We start from the raw sequence: 16,593 nt of genomic DNA on the forward strand, positions 1-16,593 counted from the left end.
CGAAGACGCAGAGCGAGCATCGCGATGGCATTCGCGGATGCGCGCCCGCCCCGGGACGCGCGCGCATCGGCTTCGCGGCGTCCTGCGGCGCCGCTCGCGCAACACCCGGTCGCACGCAAAAAACTTGAGGGGCCGCGCATGGGCACAGGGCTTTGGGGGAAGCGCTATCCGCTCGCGCTGGCATGGGCCGCGTGTTTGTCCGCGAACCTGCCGGCGCACGCCCAGACGGTTCCGCGATTGCCGGCCGCCGGCAACCCGCTGCAGACCCTGCCGCAGGCGCCGCTGCCCAAGGCGCCGCCGAAGGTCGAGACCACGGTGGCGCCGCAGCAGAATCCGGCGATGGCCGCGTTCCTGGCGCTGCAACTGGTGCCGTCGCGGTTCGAGGTGTCTGGGGTCAAGTCGGTGCGGTTCGACGACGTGATCGCGCTGTTCAAGCCGCTGGCGGGGCAACGGATCACCGTCGCGCAACTGCTCACCGCCGCCGAGGCCTGCACCCGGCTCTATCGCCAGCGCGGCTATGCGCTGTCGTTCTGCTACGTGCCGTCCCAGGACTTCGCCGACGGCGCGGTCAAGGTGGTGGCGGTGGAGGGCTACGTCGCCCAGGTCCACGTCAACGGCAAGGCCGGCGGGCTGGAGCGCAAGATCCGCGCGATCGCCCAGCGCATCGTCGACGACCGGCCGCTGCGGCAGGCGACGTTCGAACGCTATTCGCAGATCCTGGGCTTCCTGCCCGGCGCCAAGATCGGCCTCAACGTGCCGGCGCCGACCACCACCGACGGCGCGACCTCGCTGGAGATCAACGTCCAGGCCAAGCGCTACGACGCCAGCTGGGCGCTGGAGTTCAACCATCCCGGCACCCAGGGCCTGGCCACGCTCAACCTCAACGCGCTGACCGCGCTGGCCGAACAGTGGAGCCTGGCGGCGTTGTATCCGGACGGGCGCGGCAACGAGCGCTTCTACAGCGCCGGCTATTCGCAGATGTTCGGCAGCGACGGCTGGATCGGCCGCGCCGAGGGCTCGCGCTACCGCGGCGTGCCGGCGACGCAGACGCCGCTGCCGGCCTTCCTCGACCATCGCGTCGAGCAGGACCGTTATGCGCTGAGCGCGCGCTATCCGCTCAAGCTGGAGGCCGAGCGCTCGCTGTTCCTGTCGCTGGGCGCGTACGCGGCCGACCAGTCCGACCGTTACCTCAACACCCTCAACGGCGCGAGCCTGGAGCAGCGGTCCAAGACCCGGGTGATCCAGGCCGGGCTCGACTACGCGCAGGCCCGGAAGGACCGCGCGCGCCAGCTCGGCGTGCAGATCGCGCGCGGGCTGGACGCCTGGGGCGCCAAGGCCGAGACCCTGACCAACATCGGCGGCGCGATCCTGCCTTCGGCCAGCGAAGTGGCCTTCACCAAGTACAGCCTGGGCTATGCGCAAAGCCGCGCGTGGAAGAACCAGCGCTACCTCGCGGTGCTGCGCGCGGCCGCGCAATACAGCCGCGAGCGGCTGCCGTCCTCGGAGCAGATCAGCTTCGGCGGCAGCCGCTTCGCCCTGGCCTACGACCCGGGCGAGACTTCCGGCGACCGCGGCTGGGGCGTGGGGCTGGAGTTGAGCCGCAATTTCAAGCCGGATACGCGCTGGCTCAAGGCGGTGTCGCCGTACCTGAGCGTGCAGCACGCGCGGGTGTCGCTGAGCGACGGCCGCCGGCCCGCGCCGAACCGGCTGGGCACGGTGGCGCTGGGTGTGCGGTTGTCGGACAACAAGCATTACAACGTGGATTTCGCTTATGCGAAGCCTACGGCGGATCTGCCGTTGGAGACGGACGATCGCAAGCCGCGGTGGAATTTGAATTTTGCGTATCAGTTGCCGTGAGGGGATCGTAATTCTGCGGACTGCGGACTGCGGACTGCGGACTGCGGCCGATGGCGGGTAGGGGGTGTGCTGTCACTGGCTGGCGGATGCGCTCTGGCGTTGCGCGTGATGCAGTCTCACTGGTTGCGGGATGTTCCTCATTGGTCGTGGGATGCGTCCTCAGTAGTCGCGGGATGCGCCTTCACTGATCGGGATCCGCGTTCTTGCCTGCCGTCGTTCCGGCGAAAGCCGGAATCCACTTTGACTTTTCTGTTGCCCTTGCTCTTATTGAAGCAGCGAGTGACGACAAGCCTCGATCCAAAGCTTCCGTCCGCAAGCGGCCGGGTCACTTTCTTTGTCCAAAGCAACAAAGAAAGTAACCAAAGAAAGTGCTTTTCCCTGTTTCGAATCAAGAGCCACTATGGCTCACAGGCGCGCGGGGCCGCGCCATAAGGGGCATCCTGCCCCATGGCGCGCGTGCGCATCCATGCGCACGCCCTCCGGGGCTGCGGAACGCGTGCTTTACGTGGGGTTGCGTCCGAGCGAAGAGCGAAGAGCGAAAGCAACGGCAGCGGCAGCGGCAGCGGCAGCGGCAAGATCTTGTGGATTCCGGCTTTCGCCGGAATGACGGCAAGTGGGAGGCGAGGCGGTTGTGTTATCGCAATCGCAATCCCGCGCGGTTCTTTCAGCACAACACGAAACCGACCGAAGCCCCTGTAGGAGCTGCGCAAGCCGCGACCGCGACCAGCGGCAACGACGAAAGGTCCGGCGCAGCTACGCTCCCGCCCCAGTCGCTGGCGCTGATGGACGGAACCTCAACGCTTCAAGGCCCCGAAGATCAGAAGCGAGAACCGGGACACGGCCTGCAGTCGCCGTCTGCCGCCGTCACTCGTGATCGAGCAAATGCTGCAGCACCGCCTCGCCGTAACGATCCAGCTTGCTCGCGCCGATGCCGGGGATGCGCCCCAGGTCGTCCAGGTCGTCCGGGGCCTGCTCGGCGATCGCGCGCAGGGTGCTGTCGTGGAAGATCACGTAGGCCGGGACGTTCTGTTCGCGCGCGGTGGTCGAGCGCCATTCGCGCAGGGCGTTGAAGCGCGCCAGCGCTTCGGGCTCGAGGTCGGCCATCGCTGCGGCCGCCGCGGCGCCGCCGCCGGCGCCGCGGGACTTGCGGGCGCCGGCGCCGCGCGCGGGTTTGGCGGTTTCGCTGCGGAAGCGCAGGCTGCGTTCGCCGCGCAGCACCGGGCCGGCGTCGGCGGTCAGGCGCAGGGCGCCGTGGCGTTCGATGTCGGCTTCCAGCAGGCCGCCGGCGACGAGCTGGCGGAACACGCTGCTCCACTGGCGCGCGTCGAGGTCGGCGCCGATGCCGAAGGTGCTGATGTCCTCGTGGCCGAAGCGCGAGACCTTTTCGGTGGCCTGGCCGCGCAGGACGTCGATGATGTGGCCGGCGCCGAAACGCTGGCCGGTGCGGTAGACGCACGACAGCGCCTTGCGCGCGGCGGTGGTGCCGTCCCAGCTCTGCGGCGGTTCCAGGCAGTTGTCGCAGTTGCCGCAGTCGCCCGGATGCGGCTCGCCGAACCAGCCCAGCAGGCCCTTGCGCCGGCATTCGGTGGATTCGCAATAGCCCAGCAGCGAGTCGAGCTTGCGCAGCTCCACCCGCTTGCGCTCCTCGCCGGCCTCGCCTTGCTGGATCAGCTGGCGCAGGCTCACCACGTCGCCCAGGCCGTAGCACAGCCATGCGTCGGCGGGCTCGCCGTCGCGGCCGGCGCGGCCGGTCTCCTGGTAATAGCCTTCGATCGACTTGGGCAGGTCGACGTGGGCGACGAAGCGCACATCGGGTTTATCGATGCCCATGCCGAAGGCGATGGTCGCGACCATGACCACGCCGTCTTCCTGCAGGAATCGGCGCTGGTTGGCGGCGCGCGTGTCGGCGGGCATGCCGGCGTGGTAGGCCAGGGCGTGGATGCCGGCGGCGACCAGTTGCTCGGCCACCGCCTCCACCCGCCGGCGCGAGAACGCGTAGACGATGCCGCTATCGCCGCGATGGGTGGCGAGGAAGTCGAGCAGTTGGCGGTTGCCGTTGTCCTTGTGGATCACGCGGTAGCGCAGGTTGGGACGGTCGAACGAGCTGACGAAGCGCTGCGCGTCTTCCAGGTTGAGCCGCTCGGCGATCTCGCGCTGGGTCGGCGCGTCGGCGGTGGCGGTCAGGGCGATGCGCGGGATGTCGGGCCAGCGCTCGTGCAGGATGGTCAGTTCGCGGTATTCGGGGCGGAAGTCGTGGCCCCATTGCGAGACGCAGTGGGCCTCGTCGATGGCGAACAGGGCGATCTTGGCGCGGTCGATCAGGTTCAGGCAGCGCGCGGTGAGCAGGCGCTCGGGCGCCACGTACAGCAGGTCGAGCTCGCCGGCCAGCAGCTCGCGCTCGATCCGCGCGGCCTCGTCGGCCGACAGGGTGGAGTTGAGGTACTCCGCGCGCACGCCGAGCTGGCGCAGCGCCTCGACCTGGTCCTGCATCAGCGCGATCAGCGGCGAGACCACCAGGCCGCAGCCTTCGCGCACCAGCGAGGGGATCTGGTAGCACAGCGACTTGCCGCCGCCGGTCGGCATCAGCACCAGGGCGTCGCCGCCGTCGATCACGTGCTGGACGATCTGCGCCTGTTCGCCGCGGAACGCGGTATGGCCGAAGACGCGGTGGAGGATTTCGAGTGCGGGGGACGACATGGGGCCTAGTTTAACGGCGCGGGCGCGCGCGGCGGTCGGAGAATCCCGGGGCGCGGGGTCGGAAGCCGTCGCGGCGGCGGGGGCGCCGGCTTGAGTGGGAGGGCCTTCAGGCCCGATGCTCTTTTTTCAGGTCGCGACGACCTGACCGGAAAGCATCGGGCCTGAAGGCCCTCCCACCGGAGCCGGCTGCAAAAAACCCCTCCCCGCCGGGCGGGAGAGGGGTTTGGAGGGGCGGAGCCCGGGCGGCCTGCGCCGCGCCGGACCCGGGCCGGTCACTGCAGCAGCGAGCGCAGCATCCAGGCGTACTTCTCGTGGGTCTGCAGGCGCTGGGTCAGCAGGTCCTCGCTCGGCGCGTCGTCGACGTCGTCGGCCTGGTCGAGTACCTTGCGCGCGGTGCGGCACACCGCTTCGTTGCCGACCACCAGCTGGCGTACCATTTCGCGCCAGTCGGCGGCGTCGGTCAGGCCCGGTTCCTCCGGGATCGAGGACAGGCGCACGAACTCGGCGTAGGAGCCCGGGGCGTTGAAGCCCAGGGCGCGGATGCGCTCGGCGATCTCGTCCAGCGCGGTCCACTGCTCGTTGTACTGGGTCTCGAACATGACGTGCAGGCTGTTGAACATCGGCCCGGTCACGTTCCAATGGAAGTTGTGGGTCTTCAGGTACAGGGTGTAGCTGTCGGCCAGGAAGCGCGACAGACCCTCGGCGATCTTCTTGCGATCGGCCGGCGAGATCCCGATATCGATCGAGGGGCCGCGGTCGCCCGGGCCGGGCGAGGCCGCCGGGTTCACCGGCGCCTCGGCGCCGCTCTTGCCCTTGGCGGGCTTGGTCTTGTCGGACTTGTTGGACTTGGCCATGTGCGACTCCTTCATTGGGGGACGTGATTCCGGCGATCCGGACGCTTCTTCGATGGGGCCCGGACTTTGCGGCGACAATAGGCGCAGTCGCCGCGGAAGTGAAATGGTTTGTTTTTAGCGCTGCAATGCAGGCGATCTATCGATGAATGACAGCCGATCTACCCAGTCTAGGCAGGCCGATGCGAGCGCTGCGTTACGGCAGGCGCGCCGCGCCATCGACGGCGCGCTGAGCCGCGACCGCGGCCGCCTGCACGGGCTGTGGTCGCGCTGGAGCGGCAAGCCCGCCGACGCGGCCGCGCAGGACGCCTTCGCCAAGGCGCTGGCGGCGTCGGTCGCGCAGCGCCAGGCGCGCGCGGCGGCGCTGCCGCGCGCGCCGGTCGACCCGGCTTTGCCGATCGCGGCGGAAGCGCAGCGCATCGTCGAGCTGATCCGCAAGCACCCGGTGGTGGTGATCGCCGGCGAGACCGGTTCGGGCAAGACCACCCAGCTGCCCAAGCTGTGCCTGGCCGCCGGCCGCGGCGCCGCCGGCCTGATCGGCTGCACCCAGCCGCGCCGCATCGCCGCGCGCGCGGTGGCGCGGCGCGTGGCCGAGGAACTCAACACCGAACTCGGCGGCGCGGTCGGCTACCAGGTGCGCTTCAACGAGAACGTCGGCGAGCGCACCGCGGTCAAGTTCATGACCGACGGCATCCTGCTGGCCGAAATCCAGTCCGACCGCTTCCTGTCGGCCTACGACACCATCCTCATCGACGAGGCGCACGAGCGCAGCCTCAACATCGACTTCCTGCTCGGCTACCTCAAGCAGCTGCTGAAGAAGCGTCCGGACCTGAAGGTTATCGTGACCTCGGCCACCATCGACACCGAGCGCTTCGCCGCGCATTTCGACGGCGCGCCGGTGGTCAGCGTGGAGGGGCGCGGGTACCCGGTCAACGTGCGCTACCGGCCGCTGGACGACTCCGAATCGCCGGGCGAGGAGGGCGAACCGCAGCGGCCGCGCCGGCCCGCGTCCGCCAGCGCCGAACCGCGCGCCGCCGGCGGCGCGCGCAGCGTCAACGACGGCATCGTCGCCGCCTGCGACGAAATCACCCGCGAAGACCCGCGCGGCGACGTGCTGATCTTCCTGTCCGGCGAGCGCGAGATCCGCGACGCGCACCAGGCGCTGGAGCGGCGCAAGTACCGCGAGACCGAAGTGCTGCCGCTGTACGCGCGGCTGTCGGTGCGCGACCAGGACCGGGTCTTCAACCCCGGCCCCAAGCGCCGCATCGTGCTGGCGACCAACGTCGCCGAGACCTCGCTGACGGTGCCGCGCATCCGCTACGTGGTCGATCCGGGCCTGGCCCGGGTCAAGCGCTACAGCCCGCGCGGCAAGCTCGACCGGCTGCACATCGAGCCGGTCAGCCAGGCCAGCGCCGACCAGCGCAAGGGCCGCTGCGGGCGCATCAGCGAGGGCACCTGCTACCGCCTCTACAGCGAGCCGGATTTCGAATCGCGGCCGCGCTACACCGACCCGGAAATCCGCCGCGCCGCGCTGGCGGGGGTGATCCTGCGCATGCTGTCGCTGGGCTTGGGCGACATCGAGCAGTTCCCGTTCCTGGAGCCGCCCGACAGCCGCGCGATCGCCGACGGCTGGCAGCAGCTGGGCGAGCTCGGCGCGGTCGACGAGCAGCGCAAGCTGACCGCCACCGGCCGCACCATGGCGCGGCTGCCGGTGGACGTGAAGCTGGCGCGCATGCTGGTCGCCGCCAACGAGCACGGCTGCCTGCGCGAGATGGTCGCCATCGCCGCGTTCCTGGGCATCCAGGACCCGCGCGAGCGCCCGTCCGACCAGCGCGCCGCCGCCGACAACGCGCATGCGCTGTTCGCCGACCCGCGTTCGGAGTTCGTCGGCATCCTCAAGCTGTGGGACGCCTACCAGCAGGCGCACGAGGAACTGACCCAGTCCAAGCTGCGCGGCTGGTGCGAGAAGCACTTCCTCGGCTTCCTGCGCATGCGCGAGTGGCGCGAGCTGCACCGCCAGCTGAAGCTGCTGTGCGACGAGCTGGGCTGGCGCAGCCGCGAGCCCTCGCCCGAGCCGCTGGACGCGGCCGGCTACGCGACCTTGCACCGCGCGCTGATCGCCGGCCTGCCGACCCAGGTCGGTTTCCGCGGCGACAAGGGCCTGTACGACGGCCCGCGCGGACGCAAGTACACCTTGTTCCCCGGCTCGCCGCTGGCGAAGAAGCCGCCGCCGTGGCTGCTGTCGGCCACCTTGCTCGACACCGAGCGGGTGTGGTCGATGACCAACGCGTCGATCGAGCCGGATTGGGCGATCCAGGAGCTGCTGCACCTGCTCGCGCGCCGCCACCACGACCCGCGCTGGTCGCGCTCGCAGGGCCGCGTGGTGGGCAGCGAGCAGGTCAGCCTGTTCGGGCTGGTGCTGGCGCCCAAGCGGCCGATCCACTACGGCGCGCTGTACCCGGAGGAAAGCCGCGCGATCTTCGCCCGCGACGCGCTGGTGACCGGCGAGATCAACACCCGCGCCGGGTTCCTGCCGCGCAACCTCGCCGCGCTGGCCAAGGCGCGCGAAGAGGAAGCCAAGCAGCGCCGCGCCGGCCTGGTGGTGGACGAGGAATGGATGGCGCAGTGGTACCTCGACCGCTTGCCGCCGCAGGTCCACAACGCCCAGGCGCTGGACGCCTGGTACAACAAATTGCCGGCCAACGAGAAGGCCGCGCTGGAGTGGAGCGGCGAGGACCTGATGATCGGCGGCGAGAGCGAGGCCGCGCGCTTCCCGCCGTACCTGCAACTGGGCCAGGCCAGGCTGGCGGTGCGCTATCGCTTCGAGCCCGGCGCGGCCGACGACGGCATGACCCTGGCGGTGCCGCTGCACCTGCTCAACGCGCTCGACCCGGCGCAGCTGTCGTGGCTGGCGCCGGGCTTCGTCGCCGACAAGGCCGCGGCGCTGATCAAGTCGCTGCCGAAGGCGCTGCGGCGCAACTTCGTGCCGGCGCCGGACTTCGCCAAGGCCTTCCACGAGGCCCACCCCACGCCCGAGGCCGACGATTTCGTCGGCGCGCTGGCGCGGTTCCTGCGCAAGCTCGGCGGGGTGGAGATCGCCGCGACCGACTTCGACGCGGCGTCGATCGACGCGCATCTGCGCATGAACCTGCGCCTGCTCGAATACCCGGCCGGCGCCGACGGACGCCGCGGCAAGGGCGAGCCCAAGGGCGAACCGGTGGTGCTGGCCGAGTCGCGCGACCTGGACGAACTGCGCGCGCGCTTCGGCGAACGCGCCGCGCGCGCGTTCGCCGCGCGCGCCGCCGACGGCCTGGGCCAGCGCGGTCTGACCACGTTCCCCGAACAGCCGATCCCGCTGTCGGTGCCCGGCGCCGCCGGCGTGCCGGCGTTCCCGGCCCTGCACGACGACGGCGACAGCGTCTCGCTGCGCGTGCACGCCGAGCGCGAGGCGGCCGTGCGCGCGCATCCGCGCGGGGTGCGGCGCCTGCTCGCGCTGGCGATGGTGGAAAAGCTCAAGCAGGCGCGCAAGCAGTTGCCGATCCAGCCCAAGATCGGCCTGCTGTACGCGGCGATCGAATCGGCGGCGCCGCGCCAGGCGCGCGATTCGCTGCTGCGCCAGGCCCAGGCCGGCAACGCCGCCGGCCGCGCCGCGCTCGACCGCCCGCGCGACGGCGACCGCCTGCGCGAGGATTTGGTCGACGGCGCGGTGCAGTCGCTGCTCGGCGAGGACGCCGAGCTGGTGCAGGTGCGCGATGCGGCCGCGTTCGAGCAGCGCCGCGACGAGGTCGCGCGCAAGCTGTTCCCCGAGGCGATGGAGCGGTTGCGCCAAGCCGAGGCGATCCTGGCGGCGGTGGCCGAAGTGCGCGCGCGCCTGGACTCGCCGTTGATGGGCTGGGCCAGCGGCAATCTCGACGACATGCGCGCGCAGCTGGCGCGGCTGACCCCGCCGGGCTTCCTGCGCGACGTGCCGACCGCGGTATTGGCCGAGTACCCGCGCTACCTCAAGGCGCTGGCGACCCGCGGCGAACGCGCCCTGCGCGATCCGGTGCGCGACCAGGCGCGCATGCTCGAACTCAAGCCCTTCGTCGACGCGCTGGACGCGGCGACCGCGGCGGGCGAGGGCGAGGACGCGGGCTGGCAGGCGCTGCGCTGGGACATCGAGGAACTGCGCGTGTCGTTGTTCGCGCAGGAACTGGGCGTGCGCGGCGGGGTCTCGCCGAAGAAGCTGGCGCAGCGGTTGGCGGCGTTGCGCGGCTGAAGCCGCGGTGGTGGGCGGGCTGGGTATGGGCAGGCTGTTGCGGGAGGGTCTTCAGGCCCGGTGCCCGTCGCTCGGGTTGCGGCGACCCGACCCGAAACCCCTCCGGCGGAAGCCATCCCGAAAAAGCGAAGGCGGCCAAGTGGCCGCCTTCGCTGCGTTGCGCGGGAGCGGGCGCGTAGCTCACTCCACCCGCTTGACCTTGGCCTTGGGAATCTGGCCTTCCATCGTGAGGTACCACGCACCGGCCATGCCGGGGGTCACGGTCACCTTGGGTGTCGCGACCGGTTTGCCGAGGTAGAGCGAGCCGTCGATCACGCGCCAGCGCTGGCCGTTCTCCAACTCCAGCACGGTGCCGCCGGACCAGCCGCGGAACGCGCTGTCCTTGAGCGTGCTGGCGATCGGTTCGGGGCTTTCGGCCTCCTGCGGCAAACCGCGGCGCTCGGCGCGGATCTTCTTCACCGCCTCCTGCACCTGCGCGTCCTGGTCCTGCGCCAGCAACTGGTCGAGCAACTGGATCTGCTGCGGCGACAAAGTATCCAGGCCGGTGGCCTTGAGCTGCTCGGCGCTCAGGCGCTGCTGCAGCGGAACGTAGTGGCGCTCGGCGGCGCCCGCGGCGGGGGCGAGGACCGCGAACGAGACGGCGAGGGCGAGCGAGCCGGCCAGGGCCGACGGGGACAGCACGCGCATGACGGAACTCCGGAGCGAAGGGCGATGACGGAAAACGGCGGGGGCGGGCGGACTCACTTGACCCGGACGACCTTGGCGCGGGTGTTGTAGCCCTGCACCGACAGGTACCAGGCGTTGCCGATCACGCTCGGCGCGATGCGCACCTGCGGCGAATCCAGCTTCACCCCGGGCAGGTCGGCGCTGTCGTCCTGGCGCCACTCCTGGCCGTTGTCGAGCACGTAGGTCTGGCCGCGCGAGAAACCCTCGAAGCGGCCGGTCATGCGCGCCACCACCGGTTCCCGCGACGGGCTCTTGTCGAAGAAGCCGCGGCGTTCGTGCGCGGTCTCTTCCTTGGCCTTGACCACGGCCTTGCTGGTCTCGGTGTCGAGGGTGCGGTTGAGCCAGGCGTTCAGGTTGGCCAGTTCCTGCTCGTCGAGCTTGTTCAGGCCGGCGTTCTTGAACTGTTCGGCGCTCATCTGTTGTTCGAGCTTGTGCTGCGCCAGCGCGGCCGGCGCGGCCAGGCAGGCGGCCAGGGCGAGGGCGACGGCGAGCCGGCGCGGCAGGGGGACGGCGATTGCGGACATGCGTGCGGTTCCTCGGTGCTGTTCCTCGGGGCGGATGCTCGCTAGTGTAGACGCTAGCTCCTCCCGCTTCTCCACTCCCCCACGCAGTGAACGCTTCCGCCGAGCCGCCCGAACCGACCCTGTCCGACCTCCTGGCCCTGCCCGCGGCGGCGGCCCTGTCCGCACCGCTGCGCGCCGGCTTGCTGGCCGCCGCGCACGCGCCGCAAGCGCGCGAGGCCGCGCTGGACGCGCCGGCGGTGGCGGCCGCGACCCTGGACGCGCTGGCCCTGCTCGGCGCCGACGGCGACACCGTCGCCGCGGCGCTGCTGCACGCCTATCCGGGCTGGGCCGCGGCGCTGGGGCCGGGCTGGGAGCGCGAGCATCCGCTGCTGGCCGCGCTGCTCGACGGCCAGCGCGCCGCCGAGCAGGTCTGGGCGCTGCACGCCGAACCCGGCCGGCGCTCGGGCAGCGAAGGCCTGCGCCGCCTGCTGCTGGCGATCGTGCGCGACCTGCGGGTGGTGCCGATCCTGCTGGCGCGGCAACTGGCGCGGCTGCGCCACGCCGACCGCCTGCCGCCGCCGACCCGGCGCGAACTGGCCGCGCTGACCCGCGACATCCACGCGCCGCTGGCCAACCGGCTCGGCATCTGGCAGCTCAAGTGGGAGCTGGAAGACCTCGCCTTCCGCCACCTGGAGCCGCAGACCTACCAGAAGATCGCGCGCCTGCTCGACGAGAAGCGGGTCGACCGCGAGCGCTACATCGAGAACGTCAAGCGGGTGCTGCGCGAGGCGATGGACGCGCAGGGCGTGAAGGCCGAAGTCGCCGGCCGGCCCAAGCACATCTACAGCATCTGGAAGAAGATGCAGCGCAAGGACGTGCCGATCGGCGAGCTCTACGACCTGCGCGCGGTGCGGGTGATGGTCGACGACCTGGCCTCGTGCTACGCCGCGCTCGGCGTGGTCCACGCGCAGTGGACGCCGATCCCGAGCGAGTTCGACGACTACATCGCCCGGCCCAAGCGCAACGACTACCGCTCGCTGCACACCGCCGTGGTCGGGCCGGAGGGCAAGACGCTCGAAGTGCAGATCCGCACCCACGAGATGCACCGCCAGGCCGAGCTCGGCGTGGCTGCGCACTGGAAATACAAGGAAGTCGGCAGCCACAGCGCCGACGCCGCGTTCGACCGCAAGATCGCCTGGATGCGCCGGCTGCTCGACACCAAGGCCGAGGGCGGCGGCGACGAGGCGCTGGCCGGCGAGCTCGACACCGAACTGGTCGAGGACCGCGTCTACGTGCTCACGCCCAAGGGCGAGGTGATCGACCTGCCGTCCGGGGCGACGCCGCTGGACTTCGCGTACCACGTGCACACCGAAGTCGGCCATCGCTGCCGCGGGGCCAAGGTCGACGGGCGGATCGTGCCGCTCGACCACAAGCTGCGCAGCGGCGACCGGGTCGAGATCCTCACCGCCAAGACCGGCGAACCGCGCCGCGACTGGCTGGTGGCGGCGAACGGCTTCCTCGCCAGCAACCGCTCGCGCGAGAAGGTGCGCACCTGGTTCCACAAGCTCGACCGCTCGCGCAACGAAGCGGCCGGACGCGAGCTGCTGGACAAGGAACTGCGCCGGCTCGGCCTGCTCGGCGCGGAACTGGCGCCGGTGCTGGAGCGCTTCAGCCTGGCCAGCGACGGCGATCTCTACGTGCAGGTGGCGCTGGGTTACCTCGGCCCGCACCAGGTCGGCCGGGCGCTGCTGGAGCTGGAACGCGCCGCCGCGGCGCCGGCCGCGCCGCCGCCGGCGTCCGCGAGCCTGATGGCGGTGTCGGCGCGCAAGCCGGCCGGCAAGGCCACCGACTTCACCATCGAAGGCGTGGGCAATCTGCTGGTGCAGCTGGCGCGTTGCTGCCAGCCGCTGCCGGGCGAACCCATCGTCGGCTACCTGACCCGCGGCCGCGGCGTCAGCGTGCACCGCCCCGGCTGCGCCGCGTTCGAGCGCCTGGCCGCGGCCCAGCCGCAGCGGGTGCTGCCGGTGGAGTGGGGGCGCAAGGGCTCCAGCTACGAGGTCGACATCGAAGTGCTGGCGCTGGACCGCAAGTGGCTGCTCAAGGAAGTCACCAACGTCATCGCCCAGGGCAATGCGCACGTGCTCAGCATCCGCAGCGACGTCGAGCGCAACGGCTCGCAGGTGCGGCTGCGTTTCCGCCTGCGGGTCGGCGACTACGGCCAGCTGTCCAACCTGCTCGGCAAGCTGTCGTCCCTGCCCGGCGTGGAGTACGCGCAACGCAAATAGCGGCGGTTGTAGCGGGCCTTCGGCCCGATGCCTTGCCGCTCTTGTGGCAGGGCCTTCGGCCCCGATGCTTTTCGCTCCGGCCACTTCGCGCCGCCCAGGCATTGCCCTGCAACGCCCGCCGCAAGCGCGACCCCTGTCACGATCGTCATGCGCACGGCGCTATCCTGTACGCCGTGAATCCGCGCCCGCCCGCCACGCCCGAACTCGCCCCGGCCCACCCGGCCGGCGCGCGCATCGAGCCGGCGGCCGGCGACTGGACCGCGCTGGATTTCGACGCCCCGCGCCGCGGGCGCGACGAGCCGGCCGCGTCCGCCGCGCTGCGCATCTGGCTGGCCCGGCATTGGGTGCGCATCGTGCTGGGCCTGGCCGCGGCGGGCGTGATCGCGGCCCTGGCGGTGTGGCGCCAGCCGCTGTCGGAATGGGTATGGCCGGAAACCCGCTTGCAGCGCCTGCGCGAACAGGCCGGGCAGGCCTTGGCCGAAGGCCGGTTGAGCTCGCCCGACGGCCGCGGCGCGCGCGAACTGTACGAGGCCGCGCTGGCGCTGGACCCGGACCGCAGCGACGCCCGCGCCGGCCTCGCCCGCACCGGCGAGGTCGCCTTGCAGCAGGCGCGCCAGGCCATCGACGGCAGCCATTTCGAATTCGCCCGCCAACGCATCGCGCTCGCCCGCGACCTGGCGGTGCCGCGCGACCGGGTCGAACCCTTGGCGCAGTTGCTGCGCCAGCGCGAAGCGGTGCATGCCGGCCTGGACCGGATGGTCGTGGCCGCCGCGGCGGCGCGCGAGCAGGGCCGCCTGGACGGCGCGCCCGATGCCGCGTTGCCGCTGTACCTGCGGGTGCTGGAACTGCAGCCGCAACGCAACGACGCCCTGGAAGGCCGCGACGACACCCTCGCCGACCTGTTGCAGCAAGCGCGCCAAGCGCTGGAGCGCGGCGAACTGGTGCGCGGCGCGCAGGGCATCGCCCGCGTCCAGGACGCCGACCCCGGCCACGCCGACCTGCCCGACAGCCTGACCTTGCTGGAATCGCGGCTGGAGCGGCGCCGCGCCGAGGCGGCGCAGGCGCTGCGCCGGAACAAGCCCGAGGCCGCGCTGGCCGGCTACCGCGACCTGCTCGCGGTGCGGCCCGACGACAGCGCCGCGCGCGAGGGGCTGATCGCGGTCGCCGGCGTGCATGCCGAGCGCAGCGAACGGCTGGCCGCGGATTTCCGTTTCGCCGACGCCGAGCAGGAACTGGCGCTGGCGCGCGAAGTCGCGCCGACCGCGCCGGCGGTGACCCTGGCGCGCCAGCACCTGGACCGCGCGCGCGAATCGCGCAAGCGCTTCGACCAGGAAACCCCGCTGCGCCGGCGCCAGTCGCTGCAGCGCCTGCTGGCCGAGGCCGCCGCCGCCGAACAGCGCGGCGACCTGCTGACCCCGCCCGGCGACAGCGCCTACGACAAGCTGCGCGCGGCCCAGGCCATCGCCCCGGCCGACCCGGCGGTGCGCGCCGCCGGCGCGCGCCTGCTGCCGGCGGCCAAGCGTTGCTTCGAACGCGAACTGGGCGGCAACCGGCTCTCGCGCGCCGGCGAATGCCTGGACGCGCGGCGCGCGCTGGAGGGCGGCGGCGGCGCGGTGCGCGAGGCCTCCGCGCGCCTGGCCCAGCGCTGGATCGGCGTCGGCAGCGAACGCCTGGGCGCGGGCGAACTGCACGCCGCGCGCGCGGCGCTGCAGGCGGCGCGCTCGCTCGACGGCAATGCGCCCGGGCTGGCCGAACTGGCCGCGCGGGTGCAGGCGGCGGGGGCGGCGAGCAACTGAGCCGCTGGTTCGCGGCGATCGGGCGTAAAAGCGTCGGGCCTGAAGGCCCTCCCACAAGAGCGAAGCGGTCCGGCCAGCGAGTTTCCGGCCTTCGCTTTTGTGGGAGGGCCTTCAGGCCCGACGCTCTTCTGCCAGGTTGCCCGACGCTTCCAAGACCCGCCGCCCGCGCCTGGGCGATAATGCGCGCATGCCCCATCGTTCCCGCCCGACTCCCGCCTTCCCGATCCCGCGCCGCCGCGGGGTCGCGCTGACATGACCGCCCCCGCCGTTCCCGCCTGCGCCGACGTGTGCGCGGCGATCGTCACCTATCACCCGCAGATCGAACTGCTGCGCGAGGTCGTCGCCGCGGTGCGCCCGCAGGTCGGGCGGGTGCAGATCTTCGACAACGCCAGCCCCGGCGCCGACGTCGCCGCCTTGTTCGAGGAACTGCGCGCGCAGGGCGTGCAGGTGCTGCGCAGCGACCGCAACGTCGGCCTGGGCAGCGCGATCAACCGCGTCGCGCGGCTGGCGCGCGAGGCCGGCTTCGCCCAGGTCCTGCTGATGGACCAGGACAGCCAGGTCGGCGCCGGCATGGTCGCGACCCTGCAACGCGCCTTGCGCGAACTGCGCGAACAAGGCCCGGTGGCCGCGGTCGGCCCGCAGTTCCGCGACCAGCGCACCGGGCAGACCGCGCCGTTCGTGCGCATCGCCTTCCCGATGAACCGCAAGCTGTTCGGCGGCCCGGGGCAGGCGGTGGACTGCGATTTCCTGATCACCTCCGGCACCTTGCTGCCGCTGGACGTGCTCGACCGCGTCGGCGGCATGGACGAAGGACTGTTCATCGACAACGTCGATATCGAATGGAGCTCGCGCGCCAGGCACCACGGCTACAAGCTCTACGGCATCTGCGACGCGCAGATGCAGCACCGCATCGGCGAACTGGTGCCGATCAGCCGCCTGCTGCCCTCGTGCAAGCTGGTGGTGCACAGCCCGACCCGGCTGTATTACATGATGCGCAACCGGGTGCTGCTGTACCGCCGCGCCGAAGTGCCGCGGCGCTGGGCCGCGCAGGACCTGCCGCGGCTGGTGCTGAAGTTCGTCGGCACGGCGGTGTTCCTGCGGCCGCGGCTGGGCTACCTGCGGGCGATGCTGCGCGGGTTGCGCGACGGCATCGCCGGACGCGGCGGACCGATGCCGCAGGATTGAGCGCCTGAGGCGCTAAGCGACGGCGTCTTGCCGCTTGCCCGAAGCTTCCGCGCGCAGGGCCTGCGCACGCTACGACAACGACGCGCGTGCATCTGGAGCGACGAGCGTTCCCGCTCCCTCGTTCCGGCGAACGTCGGAACCCACAAAATCCTGCCGTAGCCGTAGCCGTAGCCGTAGCCGTAGCCGTTGCCGCGCTTTGCTTTTGGCTTGGACGCAACCTCGCCCGAGGCCCATGTTTCGCAGCCCCGAAGGGCGTGCGCATGGATGCGCACGCGCGCCATGGGGCAGGATGCCCCTTATGGCGCGGCCCCGCGCCCCTTTCGAGCCATAGTGGCTTTTGATTCGAAACAGGGAAAAGCACTTTCTTTGGTTACTTTCTTTGTTGCTTTGGACAAAGAAAGTGACCCGGCCGCTTGCGGACGGAAGCTTTGGATC

9 protein-coding genes are annotated in these 16,593 nt (G+C 71.4%); 5 read left to right on the forward strand and 4 right to left on the reverse strand.

The features are described from left to right. Positions 1–195: 195 nt before the first annotated feature. A complete protein-coding gene (locus BLV01_RS09950; RefSeq protein WP_139178595.1) occupies positions 196–1,857 on the forward strand; it encodes a ShlB/FhaC/HecB family hemolysin secretion/activation protein in 1,662 nt (553 codons plus the stop codon). An 864-nt stretch (positions 1,858–2,721) separates the two neighbouring features. Here the strand turns inward: BLV01_RS09950 and recQ are convergent. Together recQ and BLV01_RS09960 are read right to left on the reverse strand one after the other, a co-directional pair. Beyond that, complete coding sequence (recQ, locus tag BLV01_RS09955) at positions 2,722–4,554, reverse strand: DNA helicase RecQ (RefSeq protein ID WP_091798191.1); 1,833 nt, start codon at positions 4,552–4,554, stop codon at positions 2,722–2,724. Positions 4,555–4,826: 272 nt separating this feature from the next. Further along, positions 4,827–5,408 carry a Dps family protein gene (locus tag BLV01_RS09960; protein WP_091798283.1) on the reverse strand — a complete coding sequence of 194 codons (582 nt, stop codon included), beginning with the start codon at positions 5,406–5,408 and terminating at the stop codon, positions 4,827–4,829. A gap of 142 nt (positions 5,409–5,550) precedes the next feature. Here BLV01_RS09960 and hrpA point away from each other — a divergent pair, with 142 nt between their 5' ends. Further along, a complete protein-coding gene (hrpA, locus tag BLV01_RS09965) occupies positions 5,551–9,663 on the forward strand; it encodes an ATP-dependent RNA helicase HrpA (protein ID WP_091798193.1) in 4,113 nt (1,370 codons plus the stop codon). Positions 9,664–9,843: 180 nt separating this feature from the next. Here hrpA and BLV01_RS09970 read toward each other — a convergent pair whose 3' ends face one another. Continuing rightward, on the reverse strand, positions 9,844–10,350 hold the full coding sequence (locus BLV01_RS09970) for a hypothetical protein (RefSeq protein ID WP_091798196.1): 507 nt from the start codon (positions 10,348–10,350) through the stop codon (positions 9,844–9,846). Between the two features lie 53 nt (positions 10,351–10,403). After that, positions 10,404–10,913, reverse strand: coding sequence for a hypothetical protein (locus BLV01_RS09975; protein WP_091798199.1), 510 nt, complete (start codon positions 10,911–10,913; stop codon positions 10,404–10,406). Positions 10,914–10,999: 86 nt separating this feature from the next. Here BLV01_RS09975 and BLV01_RS09980 point away from each other — a divergent pair, with 86 nt between their 5' ends. From BLV01_RS09980 to BLV01_RS09990, 3 genes are all read left to right on the forward strand, one after another. Further along, on the forward strand, positions 11,000–13,177 hold the full coding sequence (locus BLV01_RS09980; protein ID WP_254782578.1) for a RelA/SpoT family protein: 2,178 nt from the start codon (positions 11,000–11,002) through the stop codon (positions 13,175–13,177). Between the two features lie 173 nt (positions 13,178–13,350). Further along, on the forward strand, positions 13,351–14,973 hold the full coding sequence (locus tag BLV01_RS09985; protein WP_091798202.1) for a hypothetical protein: 1,623 nt from the start codon (positions 13,351–13,353) through the stop codon (positions 14,971–14,973). A gap of 252 nt (positions 14,974–15,225) precedes the next feature. After that, the gene (locus tag BLV01_RS09990; RefSeq protein WP_091798204.1) at positions 15,226–16,158 is read left to right on the forward strand and encodes a glycosyltransferase family 2 protein; all 933 of its coding nucleotides are present in this window, start codon (positions 15,226–15,228) and stop codon (positions 16,156–16,158) included. Positions 16,159–16,593 lie beyond the last annotated feature (435 nt).

Source organism: Lysobacter sp. yr284 (assembly GCF_900107375.1).
In the GTDB taxonomy this organism is placed as follows: domain Bacteria; phylum Pseudomonadota; class Gammaproteobacteria; order Xanthomonadales; family Xanthomonadaceae; genus Lysobacter.

What these genes read in the sequence shown, in the direction of transcription:
- recQ (WP_091798191.1), bottom strand. Translation starts at nt 4,554, where the DNA reads ATGTCGTCCCCCGCACTCGAAATCCTCCACCGCGTCTTCGGCCATACC.
- BLV01_RS09960 (WP_091798283.1), bottom strand. Translation starts at nt 5,408, where the DNA reads ATGGCCAAGTCCAACAAGTCCGACAAGACCAAGCCCGCCAAGGGCAAG.
- hrpA (WP_091798193.1), top strand. Translation starts at nt 5,551, where the DNA reads ATGAATGACAGCCGATCTACCCAGTCTAGGCAGGCCGATGCGAGCGCT.
- BLV01_RS09970 (WP_091798196.1), bottom strand. Translation starts at nt 10,350, where the DNA reads ATGCGCGTGCTGTCCCCGTCGGCCCTGGCCGGCTCGCTCGCCCTCGCC.
- BLV01_RS09975 (WP_091798199.1), bottom strand. Translation starts at nt 10,913, where the DNA reads ATGTCCGCAATCGCCGTCCCCCTGCCGCGCCGGCTCGCCGTCGCCCTC.
- BLV01_RS09990 (WP_091798204.1), top strand. Translation starts at nt 15,226, where the DNA reads ATGACCGCCCCCGCCGTTCCCGCCTGCGCCGACGTGTGCGCGGCGATC.